This is a genomic window from Mesorhizobium sp. CO1-1-11 (genome assembly GCF_020164995.1).
Lineage (GTDB): Bacteria > Pseudomonadota > Alphaproteobacteria > Rhizobiales > Rhizobiaceae > Mesorhizobium > Mesorhizobium australicum.
Genome location: NZ_JAIUHE010000010.1, coordinates 148,914 through 163,101 on the forward strand (window position 1 = coordinate 148,914; position 14,188 = coordinate 163,101).

13 protein-coding genes are annotated in these 14,188 nt (G+C 62.8%); 5 read left to right on the forward strand and 8 right to left on the reverse strand.

Features of this window, described 5'->3' with window-relative positions; genetic code table 11:
* Window positions 1-13: 13 nt before the first annotated feature.
* Window positions 14-1,201, reverse strand: coding sequence for a flavin-containing monooxygenase (locus tag LB554_RS13890; protein ID WP_224585093.1), 1,188 nt, complete (start codon window positions 1,199-1,201; stop codon window positions 14-16).
* Window positions 1,202-1,296: 95 nt separating this feature from the next.
* On the opposite strand from LB554_RS13890, the gene LB554_RS13895 reads away from it, so the two are divergent.
* Together LB554_RS13895 and LB554_RS13900 are read left to right on the forward strand one after the other, a co-directional pair.
* Window positions 1,297-1,485 carry a hypothetical protein gene (locus tag LB554_RS13895; protein WP_224585095.1) on the forward strand — a complete coding sequence of 63 codons (189 nt, stop codon included), beginning with the start codon at window positions 1,297-1,299 and terminating at the stop codon, window positions 1,483-1,485.
* Window positions 1,486-1,643: 158 nt separating this feature from the next.
* On the forward strand, window positions 1,644-2,681 hold the full coding sequence (locus LB554_RS13900; protein ID WP_140660328.1) for a phosphatidylglycerol lysyltransferase domain-containing protein: 1,038 nt from the start codon (window positions 1,644-1,646) through the stop codon (window positions 2,679-2,681).
* A 27-nt stretch (window positions 2,682-2,708) separates the two neighbouring features.
* On the opposite strand, the gene LB554_RS13905 is transcribed toward LB554_RS13900, so the two are convergent.
* Both LB554_RS13905 and LB554_RS13910 read right to left on the reverse strand, forming a co-directional pair.
* Window positions 2,709-3,488: an ABC transporter permease gene (locus tag LB554_RS13905; RefSeq protein WP_015314751.1), complete on the reverse strand. Its 780-nt coding sequence runs from the start codon at window positions 3,486-3,488 to the stop codon at window positions 2,709-2,711.
* Window positions 3,485-4,411, reverse strand: coding sequence for an ABC transporter ATP-binding protein (locus LB554_RS13910; protein WP_224585097.1), 927 nt, complete (start codon window positions 4,409-4,411; stop codon window positions 3,485-3,487). Before LB554_RS13910 ends, LB554_RS13905 begins: the two co-directional genes overlap by 4 nt.
* Window positions 4,412-4,647: 236 nt before the next feature.
* Between LB554_RS13910 and LB554_RS13915 the strand changes: the two genes are divergently transcribed.
* Window positions 4,648-6,009, forward strand: coding sequence for a cytochrome ubiquinol oxidase subunit I (locus LB554_RS13915; RefSeq protein ID WP_224585099.1), 1,362 nt, complete (start codon window positions 4,648-4,650; stop codon window positions 6,007-6,009).
* Between the two features lie 241 nt (window positions 6,010-6,250).
* Window positions 6,251-7,255: a cytochrome d ubiquinol oxidase subunit II gene (locus LB554_RS13920; RefSeq protein ID WP_140660324.1), complete on the forward strand. Its 1,005-nt coding sequence runs from the start codon at window positions 6,251-6,253 to the stop codon at window positions 7,253-7,255.
* An 85-nt stretch (window positions 7,256-7,340) separates the two neighbouring features.
* Here the strand turns inward: LB554_RS13920 and msrA are convergent, their stop codons facing one another.
* The 4 genes from msrA to LB554_RS13940 form a co-directional block, all read right to left on the reverse strand.
* A complete protein-coding gene (msrA, locus tag LB554_RS13925; protein WP_015314746.1) occupies window positions 7,341-8,066 on the reverse strand; it encodes a peptide-methionine (S)-S-oxide reductase MsrA in 726 nt (241 codons plus the stop codon).
* Between the two features lie 223 nt (window positions 8,067-8,289).
* Window positions 8,290-8,565 (reverse strand): hypothetical protein, encoded by a 276-nt coding sequence (locus LB554_RS13930; RefSeq protein WP_224585101.1) that lies wholly within the window; start codon window positions 8,563-8,565, stop codon window positions 8,290-8,292.
* Between the two features lie 116 nt (window positions 8,566-8,681).
* The gene (locus LB554_RS13935) at window positions 8,682-9,386 is read right to left on the reverse strand and encodes a DUF1223 domain-containing protein (RefSeq protein WP_224585103.1); all 705 of its coding nucleotides are present in this window, start codon (window positions 9,384-9,386) and stop codon (window positions 8,682-8,684) included.
* 180 nt (window positions 9,387-9,566) lie between these two features.
* Window positions 9,567-10,745, reverse strand: a complete 1,179-nt coding sequence (locus LB554_RS13940; protein WP_224524756.1) for a TadE/TadG family type IV pilus assembly protein — start codon at window positions 10,743-10,745, stop codon at window positions 9,567-9,569.
* 269 nt (window positions 10,746-11,014) lie between these two features.
* Here LB554_RS13940 and lepA point away from each other — a divergent pair, with 269 nt between their 5' ends.
* Window positions 11,015-12,820: a translation elongation factor 4 gene (lepA, locus tag LB554_RS13945; RefSeq protein ID WP_140712023.1), complete on the forward strand. Its 1,806-nt coding sequence runs from the start codon at window positions 11,015-11,017 to the stop codon at window positions 12,818-12,820.
* Between the two features lie 169 nt (window positions 12,821-12,989).
* Here lepA and LB554_RS13950 read toward each other — a convergent pair whose 3' ends face one another.
* Window positions 12,990-14,033, reverse strand: a complete 1,044-nt coding sequence (locus LB554_RS13950) for a DUF2806 domain-containing protein (RefSeq protein WP_224585106.1) — start codon at window positions 14,031-14,033, stop codon at window positions 12,990-12,992.
* Window positions 14,034-14,188: the final 155 nt, after the last annotated feature.

Sequence of the window (14,188 nt, forward strand, 5' to 3'; positions counted from 1 at the left end):
CCTATGCGGTCGCTCAGCGTGAGGCGCCGGAGGGGCGGGATGAGCCGGCGATCCGCGCAGCTATCGCCTTGGCCAATATGCCGGCATTGGCAAAGCAGCCGCGGATGCTCGGCCGCATGCCGGTGAACCACAGGCCGGGCAGTTTCGGATCGGCCTGGCCGCCGTTGAAGAGCGGAACGCCCTTCTCGTCGAGCACGCCGAGATTGCCGACCATCCGCTCCAGCCCAGTGCGGTAGCCCGTCGCCGCAATGACGATGTCGGGAGCGATCAGGCTGCCATCGGCCAGGATGACGCCGTCGCGGGTGAACTCCCGTACCCCGGGCACCACCACGATCCTGCCCGATTTGATGGCATCGACGGCGCCATCGTCGGCGGCGATCGCGGTATAGTCCGAGCTCAGGCGGCTGGCGCCGCCCGCGGGCGCGGGTGGCACGCCGAATTTGGTGAGATCGCCGAATACCAGGCGCTGCGTCACCGCCATCACCGCATCGGCGACGCGCAGCGGCAGGCGCGCCATGAGCGGCGAGAGGCGGTGCACTGCGATCTTGCCGACCCGCTTGGGCAAAAGGGCGGGGCCGTTGCGGGCCGACAGCCAGACAGCGGCGGTATCGACACCGGCCAGATGATTGAGTGCGTCGAAGCCCGAATTGCCGGCGCCCACAACCAGCACCTTCTTGCCCGCATAGGCCTGGGCATCGCCAAAATCCGCCGAGTGGATGATCCGGCCCGCGAACGCCTGCATGCCCGTCCACTGCGGCGTGAAGGGTTCCCGGTCGCGGCCGGTGGCGACAACGACATGGCGCGCCAGGCGCGAGCCGGCGCTGGTGCGCACGACCCAGTGATCGCCCCTGAACGTGATGGACTCGACGGAAACGCCAAACTCCACCGGCAAACGGTTCGCCTCATGGAAATCGTTCATATGGCGGATGACGACGTCCCGGTGCGGAAAGGCAGGGGTGCCCTTGGGATAGGCAAGGCCAGGCAGTGCCGAGAGATCGCGGTGGGTGTTGAGGTGCAGCTGCTCGTGGCGCCGGCGCCAGGGCTCGGCCAGCCGGCTTTCCTTCTCCAGGATCGCCGTCGCCACGCCGGCCTTCATCAAGGCCCTCGCGACGGCCAGCCCGGCGGCGCCGGCGCCAACGACGATCGCCGGCTCGACCGTCACCGCCTGCTCCACCATCGATCTGCTTGTCGTATCAGCCATTCACTCTCGAACCCCATTCGCGCTCGCGGCGGCCCCTGAAGGCTCGCAGGCCGCTGTAACAGTTTGATCGCGCGCAGGACCCGAACGGCAACTCGATGCCGATCTTCGATGGTCCCGCGCCGAGGCGGCTTCGCGTCTGGAGCATTTACGCCCGGCGGAAACAGCCGGTCGCGGCACCGCGTCAAAACCCCGACGTGGAGCGCATTACCCGCTTCCGTCCGAATACATCCAGCCCTATATGGCATATCCGCGGCATCGGCGATAATCAGGTCGCGGCAAAGTGATTGATTCGAGGTCCGGGGGCTGGCGGATCTCGTCACGGACGCGGGCATTCGAAACTGGCAACCCGATTTCGGCTACCCTGCGAAAAATCAAGACGCCGTGGCGCGTCTTGCGTGTCGTCGGACACGTCGCGCCATGGACGGCACGCGGAATCTCGACCATGCCCTCCTTGCGGATCTATTTCGACAACCTCCTTGAGGGAGCCTCGCCCAAGGTCGAGCGCCGGGCGCTGACGCATGTCGAACGGCTGGCGCTGGTGCGCCGCCATGGCGACTTCTCGCTCGCCTATTCCACCGCCGTGCAAAGCAAGCTTTCCTATTTTGGCGATGCCGACGGTTACATCGCCTTCGGCACCAAGATGAGGCATCATTTCGCGCTCGGCGATCCGGTGGCGGCGCCGGATCGGCGGCCCGATTACATCAGGCGCTTCGTCGAGAGCGCTGGCGGCCCGTGGTTCGTGCAGATCGGCGAACAGACCGCCCAGGTCCTTGCCGGCCTTGGCTACAAGATCAACCGGCTGGGCATCGACACGCGCCTCGTTCTGCCCGACCATGATTTTTCCGGCAAGCGCAACGAAACGGTGCGTTATTCCGAGCGCTGGCTGCTGAAGAAGGGCTTTTCGTTCGAGGAGGACAAACGCACGATCCATCTCGACGAGATCTCCCGGCTGTCCCAAAACTGGCGCGGCGACCGCATCGTCAAGCGCTGGGAGATGGGTTTCCTCAACCGACCGTTCTACGATCAGCTCGGCACCGACATGCGCCGTTTCGTGCTGCACGGCCCCGATGGCGACCTCGTCGCCTTGCTCGATTTCGATCCGATGTTCGCCGACGGCAAGGTGATCGGCTACACCACGGCCTTCAAGCGCAAGCACATCGATGCCTCGCCGCATGCCGAGATCGGCCTGACCAAATTCGCCGTCGACCGCTTTCGCGAGGAAGGCATTTCGGTGGTGACGCTCGGCCTGTCGCCGCTGCTCGATGTCGGCCCGAGCGGATTTGCCGAAAGCGAGTTCTGGCGCAACGCCTTCCAGCGCGCCTACGACTCGCCCTGGGTCAACCGCCGCAGGTTCAACCTGCAGGGACAGGCGGCATTCAAGCGCCGCTTCCACGGCGCCGAGGAACCGGTCTATATCGCCTTTCGCGAGGGGACCTACATCGAGATGCTGGGGTTGCTGCGGCTGGTCAAGGCCATTTGAGGCCTCTCTCACGACTTTAGGGCCGCGTCAGTTCCTCAGCCGGTAGCCGGTCCGGAAGATCCAGGCGACGATCGCGATGCAGACGGCCAGGAACACCAGCGTCATGCCGAGGCTGACGACCACCGAGACATCGGCCTTGCCGTAGAAACTCCAGCGGAAGCCGCTGATCAGGTAGACCACCGGGTTGAACAGCGTGATCGTCTTCCAGATGCCTGGCAGCATGTGGATCGAATAGAAGCTGCCGCCGAGGAAGGTCAGCGGGGTGATGATCAGCAGCGGCACCAGCTGCAGCTGCTCGAAGCTTTTCGCCCAGATGCCGATGATGAAGCCGAACAGGCTGAAGGTCACCGCCGTCAGGATCAGGAAGGCGAGCATCCAGAACGGATGTTCGATGTGCAGCGGCACGAACAGCGAGGCGGTGGCCAGGATGATCAGGCCGAGGATGATCGACTTGGTCGCGGCGCCGCCGACATAGGCGATGACGATCTCCAGGTAAGAGACCGGCGCCGACAAAAGCTCGTAGATCGAGCCGACGAATTTCGGGAAATAGATGGCGAAAGAGGCATTGGAGATCGACTGCGTCAACAGCGACAGCATGATCAGTCCCGGCACGATGAAGGCGCCATAGGCGATGCCGTCGATTTCGGTGATGCGCGAGCCGATGGCCGAGCCGAAGACGACGAAATAGAGCGACGTCGAGATGACTGGCGAGATGATGCTCTGCAGCACGGTGCGGAACGCACGCGCCATCTCGACCCGGTAGATCGCCCAGACCGCGCGAAAATTAGGGGCCGCACGCAGGTTCATGGCTCTTGCCTCAGGAGATTGACGAAGATCTCTTCGAGCGAGCTGTTCTTGGTGTCGAGATCGCGGAACTGGATGCCGGCCGCCTCGAGATCCCTGATCAGCGAGGCAACGCCCGGCCGGTCGCTCTGGTTGTCGTATGTGTAGGTGAGTTGCGTGCCATCCGGCGACAGTTCGAGCGCATAGCGCGAGAGCCCGTCGGGCACGCTGCCGAGCGGCGCGCGCAGCTCCAGCCTCATCTCCTTGCGGCCGAGTTTGCGCATCAGTTCGGCCTTGCCCTCGACCAGGATGATCTCGCCGCGGTTGATGACGCCGACGCGGTCGGCCATGGCCTCGGCTTCCTCGATATAGTGCGTGGTAAGGATGATGGTGACGCCGTCCTCGCGCAGCCGCCGGACCATCGCCCACATGTCCTGGCGCAGTTCGACGTCGACGCCGGCGGTCGGCTCGTCGAGGAACAGGATGCGTGGCTCGTGCGACAGCGCCTTGGCGATCATCAGCCGCCGCTTCATGCCCCCCGACAGCGTGATCGCCTTGGCGTCCTTCTTGTCCCACAGCGACAGGTCGCGCAGCACCTTCTCGACGAAGGCCGGATTGGCCGGCTTGCCGAACAGGCCGCGGCTGTAATTGACGGTCGCCCAGACGCTCTCGAAGGCGTCGATGGTGAGTTCCTGCGGCACCAGCCCGATCAGGCTGCGCGCGGCGCGATAGTCCTTGTTGATGTCATGGCCATCGACGGTCACGGTACCCGAAGAGCGGTTGACGATGCCGCAGACGATCGAGATCAGCGTCGTCTTGCCGGCGCCATTGGGGCCGAGCAGCGCGAAGACCTCGCCGCGCTGGATATCGAGGCTGACTTCCTTGAGCGCGGTGAAGCCGGTGGCGTAGGTCTTGGAGACCCCGGAAATGGACAATATGGAGGGCATGGTTGAAAACGGCTGCCTGAAAGAGGTGACTTGATATAGGCCTGTTGTCGCCCAGTGCAACCGCAAGTCAATGCCCTGCTGCCAGTTCTGGACATCGAAGCGCGGAGCTGGCTGGGAATGCGCCGCGTCCATCCGGTAAAATTGTCCTGTGGCGTTCAGCCTTGCGGCAGGAGGCCGCTTTGACCTGACCCCGCTTCGGGCCTATCCTTCGCGAGTATTTACAGCCGGAGCCCGCCATGGACCCGCTCATACTGTCGCGCATGCAGTTCGGCGCGAATATTTCGTTTCATATCCTGTTTCCGACAATCACCATTGCCCTTGGCTGGGTGCTGCTGTTCTTCAAGCTGCGCTACAACGCGACCAATGATTCCGCCTGGATGCGCGCCTATTTCACCTGGGTGAAGGTGTTCGCGCTGTCGTTTGCCATGGGCGTGGTTTCGGGCGTCACCATGAGCTTCCAGTTCGGCACCAACTGGCCGGGCTACATGCAGCATGTCGGCAACATCGCCGGACCGCTGCTCGCCTACGAGATCCTCACCGCTTTCTTCCTCGAGGCGGCCTTTCTCGGCATCATGCTGTTCGGCTTCCGCCGCGTCTCCAACCGCATCCACACGCTGGCGACGGTGCTGGTCGCCGGCGGCACGACGCTGTCGGCGTTCTGGATCATCGCCCTCAATTCCTGGATGCAGACGCCGGCCGGCTTCGAGATGCGCGACGGCGTCGCGCACGCAGTCGACTGGTGGGCCATCGTCTTCAACCCGTCCATGCCCTACCGGCTGGTGCATATGCTGCTCGCCTCGGGGCTCACCGTATCGTTCCTGATCGCCGGCCTGTCGGCGCTGCGCTACCTCAACGGCGACCGTTCGGAATCGATGTGGAAGGCGCTGCGCACCGGCGTCTTTACCGCCGCGATCCTGATCCCGATCCAGATCCTGGCCGGCGACCAGCATGGGCTCAACACGCTGGAACACCAGCCGCAGAAGATCGCCGCCATGGAGGCCAACTGGAACACCGGTCCCAACGTGCCGCTGGTTTTGTTCGCGCTGCCCGACGAGGCGGCCAGGGAAAACAAGTTCGAGGTCGCGATTCCGGACGGGGCCAGCCTTATCCTGCGGCACTCGACCGACGGTGTAGTGCCGGGGCTGAACGACTATCCCGGCAACCATCCGCCGGTCTTTCCGCTCTTCTGGAGCTTCCGCATCATGGTCGGCACCGGGCTTTTGATGCTCGCCGTCTCCTGGTCGGCCGCCTTCTTCCTCAAGCGCCGGCATACACTGCCGAGGCCGCTCGCCCTGCTGATGGTGCCGATGGCGCTGTCGGGCTGGCTGGCGACGCTGGCCGGCTGGTACACGACCGAGATCGGCCGCCAGCCATGGCTGGTGACCGGCGTGCTGAAGACCGCCGATGCCGTCGGCCCGGTGGTCGGCAGCCATGTGGCGCTGACGCTCGCCATCTATCTCCTGCTCTACGTGCTTTTGCTGATCGCCTATCTCGGCGTGCTGGTGCACCTGGCGCTGAAGGCGGCCAAGGACGGCGACATCTCGCCGCTGCCGGGTGTTCTCAACGCACCGCTGTCGCAGCCCGCCGCGGGGGAGTGAGCATGTTTTCATTGCAGGCCCGCGCCGCCCCTCACCTGCCTGCCGGCATCCTCTCCCCGTATAAGGACGGGGAGAGGAGCGCTGAGTCCTATGGTTTCGCCAATCACCAACGTTGCATGGATGGCGCCGGCGTTGCGGCCAGCCCGCTTCTCCCCGTCCCTATACGGGGAGAAGTGCCCGGCAGGGCGATGAGGGGCTGCGCTAGCTTCGCAAACCGAAGTCAGGGCCTGAGGAGAGCAAGATGACCTATGACTGGCCGACCCTGCTCCCCCTCATCTTCGCCGGACTGATGGGCCTTGCCATCCTGATCTACGTCATTCTCGACGGCTTCGACCTCGGCATCGGCATCCTCTTCGCCGCCGCCGAGGACACCGAACAGGACACCATGATCGCGGCGATCGGCCCGTTCTGGGATGCCAACGAAACCTGGCTGGTGCTGGCCGTCGGCCTGCTGCTGGTCGCCTTTCCGCTGGCGCATGGCGTCATCCTGACGGCGCTCTACATTCCGGTCTTCGTCCTGCTGGTCGGCCTGATCCTGCGCGGCGTCGCCTTCGATTTCCGCGCCAAGGTGCCGGCGGGGAAGAAACATCGCTGGAACCGTATTTTCTTCCTTGGCTCGCTCATCGCCTCGCTGGCGCAAGGCTATATGCTGGGCGTCTACGTGCTCGGCCTCGATGTCGGGCCAGGCGGCATGGCTTTTGGCGTGCTGGTGGCGTTCTGCCTGGCGGCGGCCTACGCGGCGATGGGCTCCGCCTGGGTGATCTACAAGACCGAAGGCGCGCTGCAGAAGAAGGCGGTGCTCTGGCTGCGCACCGCGCTGGTGCTGACCGCGCTCGGAATGGCCGCCGTGTCGCTGGCGACGCCGTTCGCCAGCCCGCGCATCTTCGCCAAATGGTTCGTCTGGCCCGAGATGCTCTATCTGTCGCCGCTGCCGATCCTGTCGGCGCTGCTGTTTGCCTGGCTGTGGCGGCAGACCTTCCATCTGCCGAGGCCTGACGATCGCCATTCGCTGACACCGTTCCTGACGCTGGCCACCATCTTCGCGCTCGGCTTTGCCGGCCTGGCCTGGTCGTTCTATCCCTATGTGGTGCCCGATCGCCTGACCATCTGGCAGGCGGCGTCGGCGCCCGAAAGCCTGGCGATCATCCTGGCCGGCACCGTGGTGGTGCTGCCGGTCATCATCTTCTATTCGTTCTATGCCTACCGCGTGTTCGGCGGCAAGGCGACGGATCTGACGTATGATTGAGGGGGCACGGCAGGACCCCCCTTTGCCCTGCAGGACAGAGGAGGGCGCTGGCCCGCCGGCATTTCGAGGCGAGCACCTCGCAATCTCAGTTGCTCGCCGACAGCACCAGCACCGGCTTTTCGCTGTAAAGCGCCGGGAACAGCGTCTTCAAATTCGCCACCTTGGGCAGGTCGTTGTAGACGATGTAGGGATAGGTCGGGTTCAGCGTCAAAAAGTCCTGGTGGTAGGTCTCGGCCGGATAGAAGGTCTTGCCGGTCTCCAGCGTGGTGACGATCGGCTCGCCGAACACTTTGGCCTTGTCGAGCTGGGCGATGTAGCTCTGCGCGATTTTCTTCTGGGCGTCGTTTTCGGCGAAGATCGTCGAGCGGTACTGGGTGCCCGAATCCGGACCCTGGTAGTTGAGCTGGGTCGGGTTGTGGGCGACCGAGAAATAGACCTGCAGCAGCTGGCCGTAGGTGACCTTGGACGGATCATAGGTGATCTCGACGGACTCTGCGTGGCCGGTGCGGCCGGTGCCGACCGTCTCGTAGACGGCGTCGTCCTTGGCGCCGCCGGTATAGCCCGAGACCGCCTTGCTGACGCCCTTGACGTGCTGGAACACGCCCTGCACGCCCCAGAAGCAGCCGCCGGCGAAGATCGCCTTCTCTGTGCCGGTGGCCGCCTTTTCGTCGATCGCCGGCGGCGGGATCTTCACCGCATCCTCGGCGGAGATGGCTGGCGTCAGCCAGAAAGCAGCGCCCGCGACGGCAAGGGCGAGTGCGGCGAGCGCCCCCCGGACAAAGCCTGTCGAACGTTTGTTGATAGTGGTCATGGTTGCACTCCTCATGGCTTCCATTTGGGATCAGTCTATTGGATCAGCTACGGTGGCGCGATGCGTGAGTTGCGGCGGAGGCTCACATTCGCGTGCGCCTGCGGACTTTCTGTTTCGACCCCGTTCCCGAAGCAAACCGCTTCAAGCCTTTCCCGGGGCTGCTCCAGCAACTGTCCCCGGCTGGACAGGGAGCCCGCCAGGGACAGAAGGCCACGCACCAATCTCAATTGGCGGTGGCATCCGTTGCCGGCTTCATCGCGTCGGTCGCCGGTTTCATCGCATCCGTGGCAGGCTTCATGGCGTTGGTGGCCATCGGGTCGGCGGGCTTCATCGCATCGGTTGCCGGCTTCATGGCGTCCGCGGCCGGCGCCATGGCGTTGGCGGCGGGCTTCATCGCATTGGTGGCATCGTCGGCGCGCGCAATGCCGCCGGCAAACAGCGCCGTGGAGCACAAAGCGAGGGCGAGCGCCGGCAGCGTCAGGCGGGAGAAAGTGGTCATGGTCGGTTCCTTGGGTTTACGGGTTGATGGCACGCCCTTTGGGCGGCCGGGCTCTTGCACCGCTGCTCATGCGGCGGTGCAAATCTCTGTTTGGCAAATCTCTGCTCGAACGCGATCTAGTTGGCGGCGGCGGCCAGGATCGGTCCGCCGCCGGGCGACTGCACCAGCACGGCGGTGCTGAGGCCGCCCGAGGCCGCCGGCAGATCGAGCGTCTTGGCGTCGCCGCTCCAGCTGCCGAGTTTTGTCAGCGCATGCACGACATTGGCATGCGGCAAGGTGCGGCCGGTGTTTTCGCCGCGCGCCACCGGCACCTCGACGACACCCTTGGTGTAGCGCACCAGCCAGACATCGGCATGGCCGCCCGGAGCCGCGCCGGCGCCGATCGCGACCTTGCCGCCCTCGAGCGCCAGCGACGGACCGCCGGTCTTGGCCGTGGCCGCGATCAGATGTTCGATCTCGCCGGGTGCGGCGCCGACGACGTCGGCATGGCCGTTGACCACCACTTGCGGCGTGAATGGCCCGTCATGGCCGAGCGGCGGCTCATAGGACACCTGGCGCTGGGTGAATTCCTGCTTGCCGAACGTGTCCTTCCAGCCGAGGTAATCCCAGTAGGTGACGTTGAACGACAGCGCCAGCACGCCGGGCCGGTCCTTGACCTTGATGAGGTTGGCGTTGGCCGGCGGGCAGGACGAGCAGCCCTGGCTGGTGAACAGCTCGACCACGGTGAGCGGCTGGGCGACGGCGCCGGCAAGCGATCCGGCGAGCGCCAGCGCGGCGAGGCCGGACAGTGCGAAAAACCTGCTTGGTAGGACTGGCGACATCGGCTTGCTCCGTGGGGCGACGCCACGATGCGCCGCTCATGTCCCCACTTCGCCGCGACCGACCGCTTCGTTACAGCGCTCACCGGTTTGTGATTGAAGAGCGCTCTGCCCTGCGCGCCTCAGAGATTGGCGAACACGGTCGCCAGCTCCAATCTCACCCACGAGGGGAGATCGGCAGCGTCACTGTGTCAGCAGCGTGTCGGATGCCCGCTTGTTAAAGGCGCACTTGCCCATCACGCTGTAAAAGAAGTCGGCGTTCGTAACGTCTGGAAGTGGGGGATTGTTGCCGCCGTCTTCCCATGCCTGGTCGCTGGTCTCGCTGCAGGGCACAGCGCCGAAGATGTCGACGATTGTGTTGCTGTTGACCTCGACGGGGAGGTATTTGGAAGGGCTCAGGGCCTTTTGTGCCGCAGTGCTGTACCCGGCACCGAGGTAGAGCCGATTCGACGTGCTTGCACTATTCGACTTGAGCGGGTTGACCGGTCCGGACGGCACATCCATCTGCAGATAAACCTGATCCATCATGCTCACGTCGACTGTCGCACCACTGCTGCTTCCGGCGGAATTCGTGGTCACGCATGTCGTTTTGAAATAGATGGTGGAGCCGGTCGTACTTCCGCTTTTTGCTACCGCGGTACTTCTGTAAGTTCCCGCAGTCGGAGTGAAATCGGTTGTTTGTCCTACTGGCGTGCACACTTGGCTCTGAACCACCTTCGCAGATGTTCCCGATCCCGTGGAAATAGTGGTCGTACCGTAACCTTTCGGGTCCGCAGCGGTATAAGTCTTACCCCCGCTCGTGTAGGAATAATTATACGCCTTGTAGGCGTAGTCGATCTTCATCATCGCGGTAGGCGTCGTATTGGAGTTCCACCCAAACGGAAGGCCATACAGGGTCATGGTTTTGTTCCAGTAGCCTGAAACGTGATCGACGTTGAAGGTAGCTTCAACCAGCGCTGGTGTCTTGCTCACAGCCGAGGAGACGCCGACTGGTACGGTGTTGATCCTGGCGATCTGCATAAAAAGGGTCGGCATGGCGAAATTCGCCGAGGCCTGCGCGGTGGCAGTACCATCGGCGGCGACGGTGAAAGTGTTCAGCGTCGCGTCGCCCTGTCCACCGTTGGCCACGTAGGAAGCCTGCATCGCCACCTGGCGCTGCGCTTTTGTCGAAGCCGTATCCATCGTGGTAATCGACAGGATCGCGGCATCGAGTGCCGCTTGCTCGGTCGACCGGGTCTGCACCGCAGAGGTGTAGTCGACCGCAAAGCCTACCGCGCTGATTAGCGGGATCATGCTGAGGACAATTATGGGCGCGAACGAGCCGCTCCTCGAGCTGACAAACCTACCTGCTAACCCCCGCATGCCTTGATCCTTAAAACGAATATCTCTCCGGCTAACATGGCAGTCGCAAATTATGCTCTAACGGACTTGGTTAATGTTTATCGATTTTTCGGCAAAGTCCCGTGAAAAGCCGACAAGTTCGGCGCGTAACTTTGACGCCGGAATTGGTGCACGCAACGCGGGTGGATTCTCTTCCCCTTTATAAGATCGGCGGGTACACCCGTTTGCCCCAGGCAGCCCTTGGGCGCCAAGCCTTGCCGCCGCTTGCCGCCCCTGCTAAAGCGCGCGGCATGAGCACGCCCCTCGACCACATCCGGAATTTTTCCATCGTCGCCCATATCGACCATGGCAAATCCACGCTTGCCGACCGCCTGATCCAGTCCACCGGCGGGCTGGAGCTGCGCGACATGAAGGAGCAGGTGCTGGACTCGATGGACATCGAGCGCGAGCGCGGCATCACCATCAAGGCGCAGACCGTGCGGCTGAAATACCGCGCCAACAATGGCGAGGACTATATCCTCAACCTCATCGACACGCCCGGCCATGTCGACTTCGCCTATGAAGTGTCGCGCTCGCTCGCCGCCTGCGAGGGTTCGCTGCTGGTGGTCGACGCTTCGCAAGGCGTCGAGGCGCAGACGCTGGCCAATGTCTACCAGGCCATCGACAACAACCACGAGATCGTCGTGGTGCTGAACAAGGTCGACTTGCCGGCCGCCGAGCCCGAGCGCATCCGCGAGCAGGTCGAGGAGGTGATCGGCATCGACGCCTCCAACGCCGTGCTGATCTCGGCCAAGACCGGCCTCGGCATTCCCGACGTGCTGGAAGCCATCGTCCACCAATTGCCGCCGCCGCGCGAGGGCGATGCCACGGCGCCGCTCAAAGCGATGCTGGTCGACAGCTGGTACGACGCCTATCTCGGCGTCATCGTGCTGGTGCGCGTCATCGACGGCGTGCTGAAGAAGGGCCAGACCATCCGCATGATGGGCACCGGCGCCAAATACCTGGTCGAGCGCACCGGTGTGTTCACGCCCGCCCGCATCAATGTCGACGAGCTCGGCCCCGGCGAGTTCGGTTTCTTCACCGGCTCGATCAAGGAAGTGGCCGACACGCGCGTCGGCGACACCATCACCGAGGACAAGCGCCAGACCGCGCATGCGCTGCCCGGCTTCAAGCCGGCGCAGCCGGTGGTGTTCTGCGGCCTGTTCCCGGTCGACGCCGCCGATTTCGAGGATTTGCGCGCCGCCGTCGGCAAGCTGCGCCTCAACGACGCCTCCTTCTCTTATGAAATGGAAACCTCCGCCGCGCTCGGTTTCGGCTACCGCTGCGGCTTCCTTGGCCTGCTGCATCTCGAAATCATCCAGGAGCGGCTGGAGCGCGAGTTCAACCTCGACCTGATCGCCACCGCGCCCAGCGTCGTCTACCGGCTGCTCCTCAATGACGGCTCGATGAAGGAACTGCACAACCCGGCCGACATGCCCGACGTCGTGAAGATCTCTGCCATCGAGGAGCCGTGGATCCGCGCCACCATATTGACGCCCGACGACTATCTCGGCGGAATTCTAAAGCTCTGCCAGGACCGGCGCGGCATCCAGGCCGACCTCTCCTATGTCGGCAAACGCGCCATGCTGACCTACGACCTGCCGCTCAACGAAGTCGTCTTCGACTTCTACGACCGGCTGAAGTCGATCTCGAAAGGCTACGCCTCGTTCGATTATCACCTGACCGACTACCGCGAGGGCGATTTGGTGAAGATGTCGATCCTGGTCAACGAGGAGCCGGTCGACGCGCTGTCGATGCTGGTGCACCGCACAGCGGCGGAAAAGCGCGGCCGCCAGATGGTCGAGAAGCTGAAGGAACTGATCCCGCACCACTTGTTCAAGATCCCGATCCAGGCCGCGATCGGCGGCAAGGTCATCGCCCGCGAAACCATCTCGGCCCTGCGCAAGGACGTGACCGCCAAGTGCTACGGCGGCGACGTGTCGCGCAAACGCAAGCTCTTGGACAAGCAGAAAGAGGGCAAGAAGCGGATGCGCCAGTTCGGCAAGGTGGATATCCCGCAGGAGGCGTTTATCCAGGCGCTGAAGATGGGGGATTGAGAAGCCGGTTGGCGCGCAGAGCGCGTCAAGCCATCGATCCAGTGAATCGATGGCAGGCTTCGAAAGCGGGGGAGCTGCCGGAGGCAGCGGGCCCCCGCGCGGCGTCTTGGACCTTCGAGCTAGTCGACCAAGATGTCGTAGTGCTGTAGTGGCGTGAAGCGAACGACCATCAACTTGGATCGCTACTGCCAGTTGGTTGCTTTGGTTGGATGGTAGCGAACTGCAACCACTCGTTAGTCCCGGCTGGTAGGATGTATCTCCTGATTTCTGATTCTGGCATTGCTGACGCTATCTTGGCGGAAAGCTGATCCGTCAGGTCTGCGAGATTGTAGGGAAGAATCGAAGCTATCGCAGCTCCAACATCCGTCAGAACGTAAACCGGAATAGCCGGCTTCGACTCATTAATTTGGATGACGCCCTCCTCATGGCGCAGATCGCCGGATTTGGTTGCAGCAATCCCTAACGATCCAAATACCCAGAACCACAATCCCACGCCGTTCCTGTCATTGAGTTCAGCGGAGTTGCGAATCTGGCCAAGCCCAGGCTCGACAAGGAGCCCCGCGCTCACAAGGCGCGCCGCCTCGACAAAGGCCAGGTTGCTTGAAAGAGCTTTAGGAATAACATTTTCCATCCTAAAACCACAGACGCGTTCAAATAACTGCGCAGTCGATGGATCCAACTCGTCAACTACCCGAAGCACCTTGCTGGAGAACGTGCCTGGCTTCCTGACCTCAGACGCTAGTACTTTTGCCCAACGCTCGCGAATCTGCTCATCAGTAGCATCTTCCGCATAGCGTTCGAAGCGATTGAGGAATGCATCGTTGAGCTCTGCAGGCCCTGCTTGAGACTCCTGTTCAGAACCGGGATTGTGTCGCAAATCTTCGACAGCTAACTCCAACACCGCGTCCTTGTTTTCCTGCCGACGCAACAAAGAAGGCAGGAAATTCTCCATAGCCCGGGTAGCGAACTCCGGATCGCTCTTCAAACGGTCAACCCCAAGCTCGCCAAGGGCTTGAATCATCTTAACTCGCGCTTCGGATAGCGCACTTGTTTCGGCAATATCAGCATCTATCGGGGCTCTTTTCTTATCCGCTTTCGCGCCCCATAGTCGGTCCCATGCAGACACCGCACGAGACATGATACTTGCCTTGATCCCGGTCTCTGTCAGTTCGCCAGAAACAGATACGTTATTGATCTGACTATCTTCGGCCATTTTTCCTCCACGCGGAAGAGAATACAGAAAGCGAAACTTTGACTTTGTCGAGCCGACAAGTTCCTTTTCCTGTTAATGACGATAGATGAATTTCTCAAAGAGCCATTCGATCTCGCGTCATGCGATCTCGCATCATGCCGCGCACCATGCCCTCG

Excerpts from the sequence above, each read along its gene's own strand:
- LB554_RS13890 (WP_224585093.1), bottom strand. The coding sequence starts at position 1,201 with ATGGCTGATACGACAAGCAGATCGATGGTGGAGCAGGCGGTGACGGTC.
- LB554_RS13895 (WP_224585095.1), top strand. The coding sequence starts at position 1,297 with ATGCCGATCTTCGATGGTCCCGCGCCGAGGCGGCTTCGCGTCTGGAGC.
- LB554_RS13900 (WP_140660328.1), top strand. The coding sequence starts at position 1,644 with ATGCCCTCCTTGCGGATCTATTTCGACAACCTCCTTGAGGGAGCCTCG.
- LB554_RS13905 (WP_015314751.1), bottom strand. The coding sequence starts at position 3,488 with ATGAACCTGCGTGCGGCCCCTAATTTTCGCGCGGTCTGGGCGATCTAC.
- LB554_RS13910 (WP_224585097.1), bottom strand. The coding sequence starts at position 4,411 with ATGCCCTCCATATTGTCCATTTCCGGGGTCTCCAAGACCTACGCCACC.
- LB554_RS13915 (WP_224585099.1), top strand. The coding sequence starts at position 4,648 with ATGGACCCGCTCATACTGTCGCGCATGCAGTTCGGCGCGAATATTTCG.
- LB554_RS13920 (WP_140660324.1), top strand. The coding sequence starts at position 6,251 with ATGACCTATGACTGGCCGACCCTGCTCCCCCTCATCTTCGCCGGACTG.
- msrA (WP_015314746.1), bottom strand. The coding sequence starts at position 8,066 with ATGACCACTATCAACAAACGTTCGACAGGCTTTGTCCGGGGGGCGCTC.
- LB554_RS13930 (WP_224585101.1), bottom strand. The coding sequence starts at position 8,565 with ATGACCACTTTCTCCCGCCTGACGCTGCCGGCGCTCGCCCTCGCTTTG.
- LB554_RS13935 (WP_224585103.1), bottom strand. The coding sequence starts at position 9,386 with ATGTCGCCAGTCCTACCAAGCAGGTTTTTCGCACTGTCCGGCCTCGCC.
- LB554_RS13940 (WP_224524756.1), bottom strand. The coding sequence starts at position 10,745 with ATGCGGGGGTTAGCAGGTAGGTTTGTCAGCTCGAGGAGCGGCTCGTTC.
- lepA (WP_140712023.1), top strand. The coding sequence starts at position 11,015 with ATGAGCACGCCCCTCGACCACATCCGGAATTTTTCCATCGTCGCCCAT.
- LB554_RS13950 (WP_224585106.1), bottom strand. The coding sequence starts at position 14,033 with ATGGCCGAAGATAGTCAGATCAATAACGTATCTGTTTCTGGCGAACTG.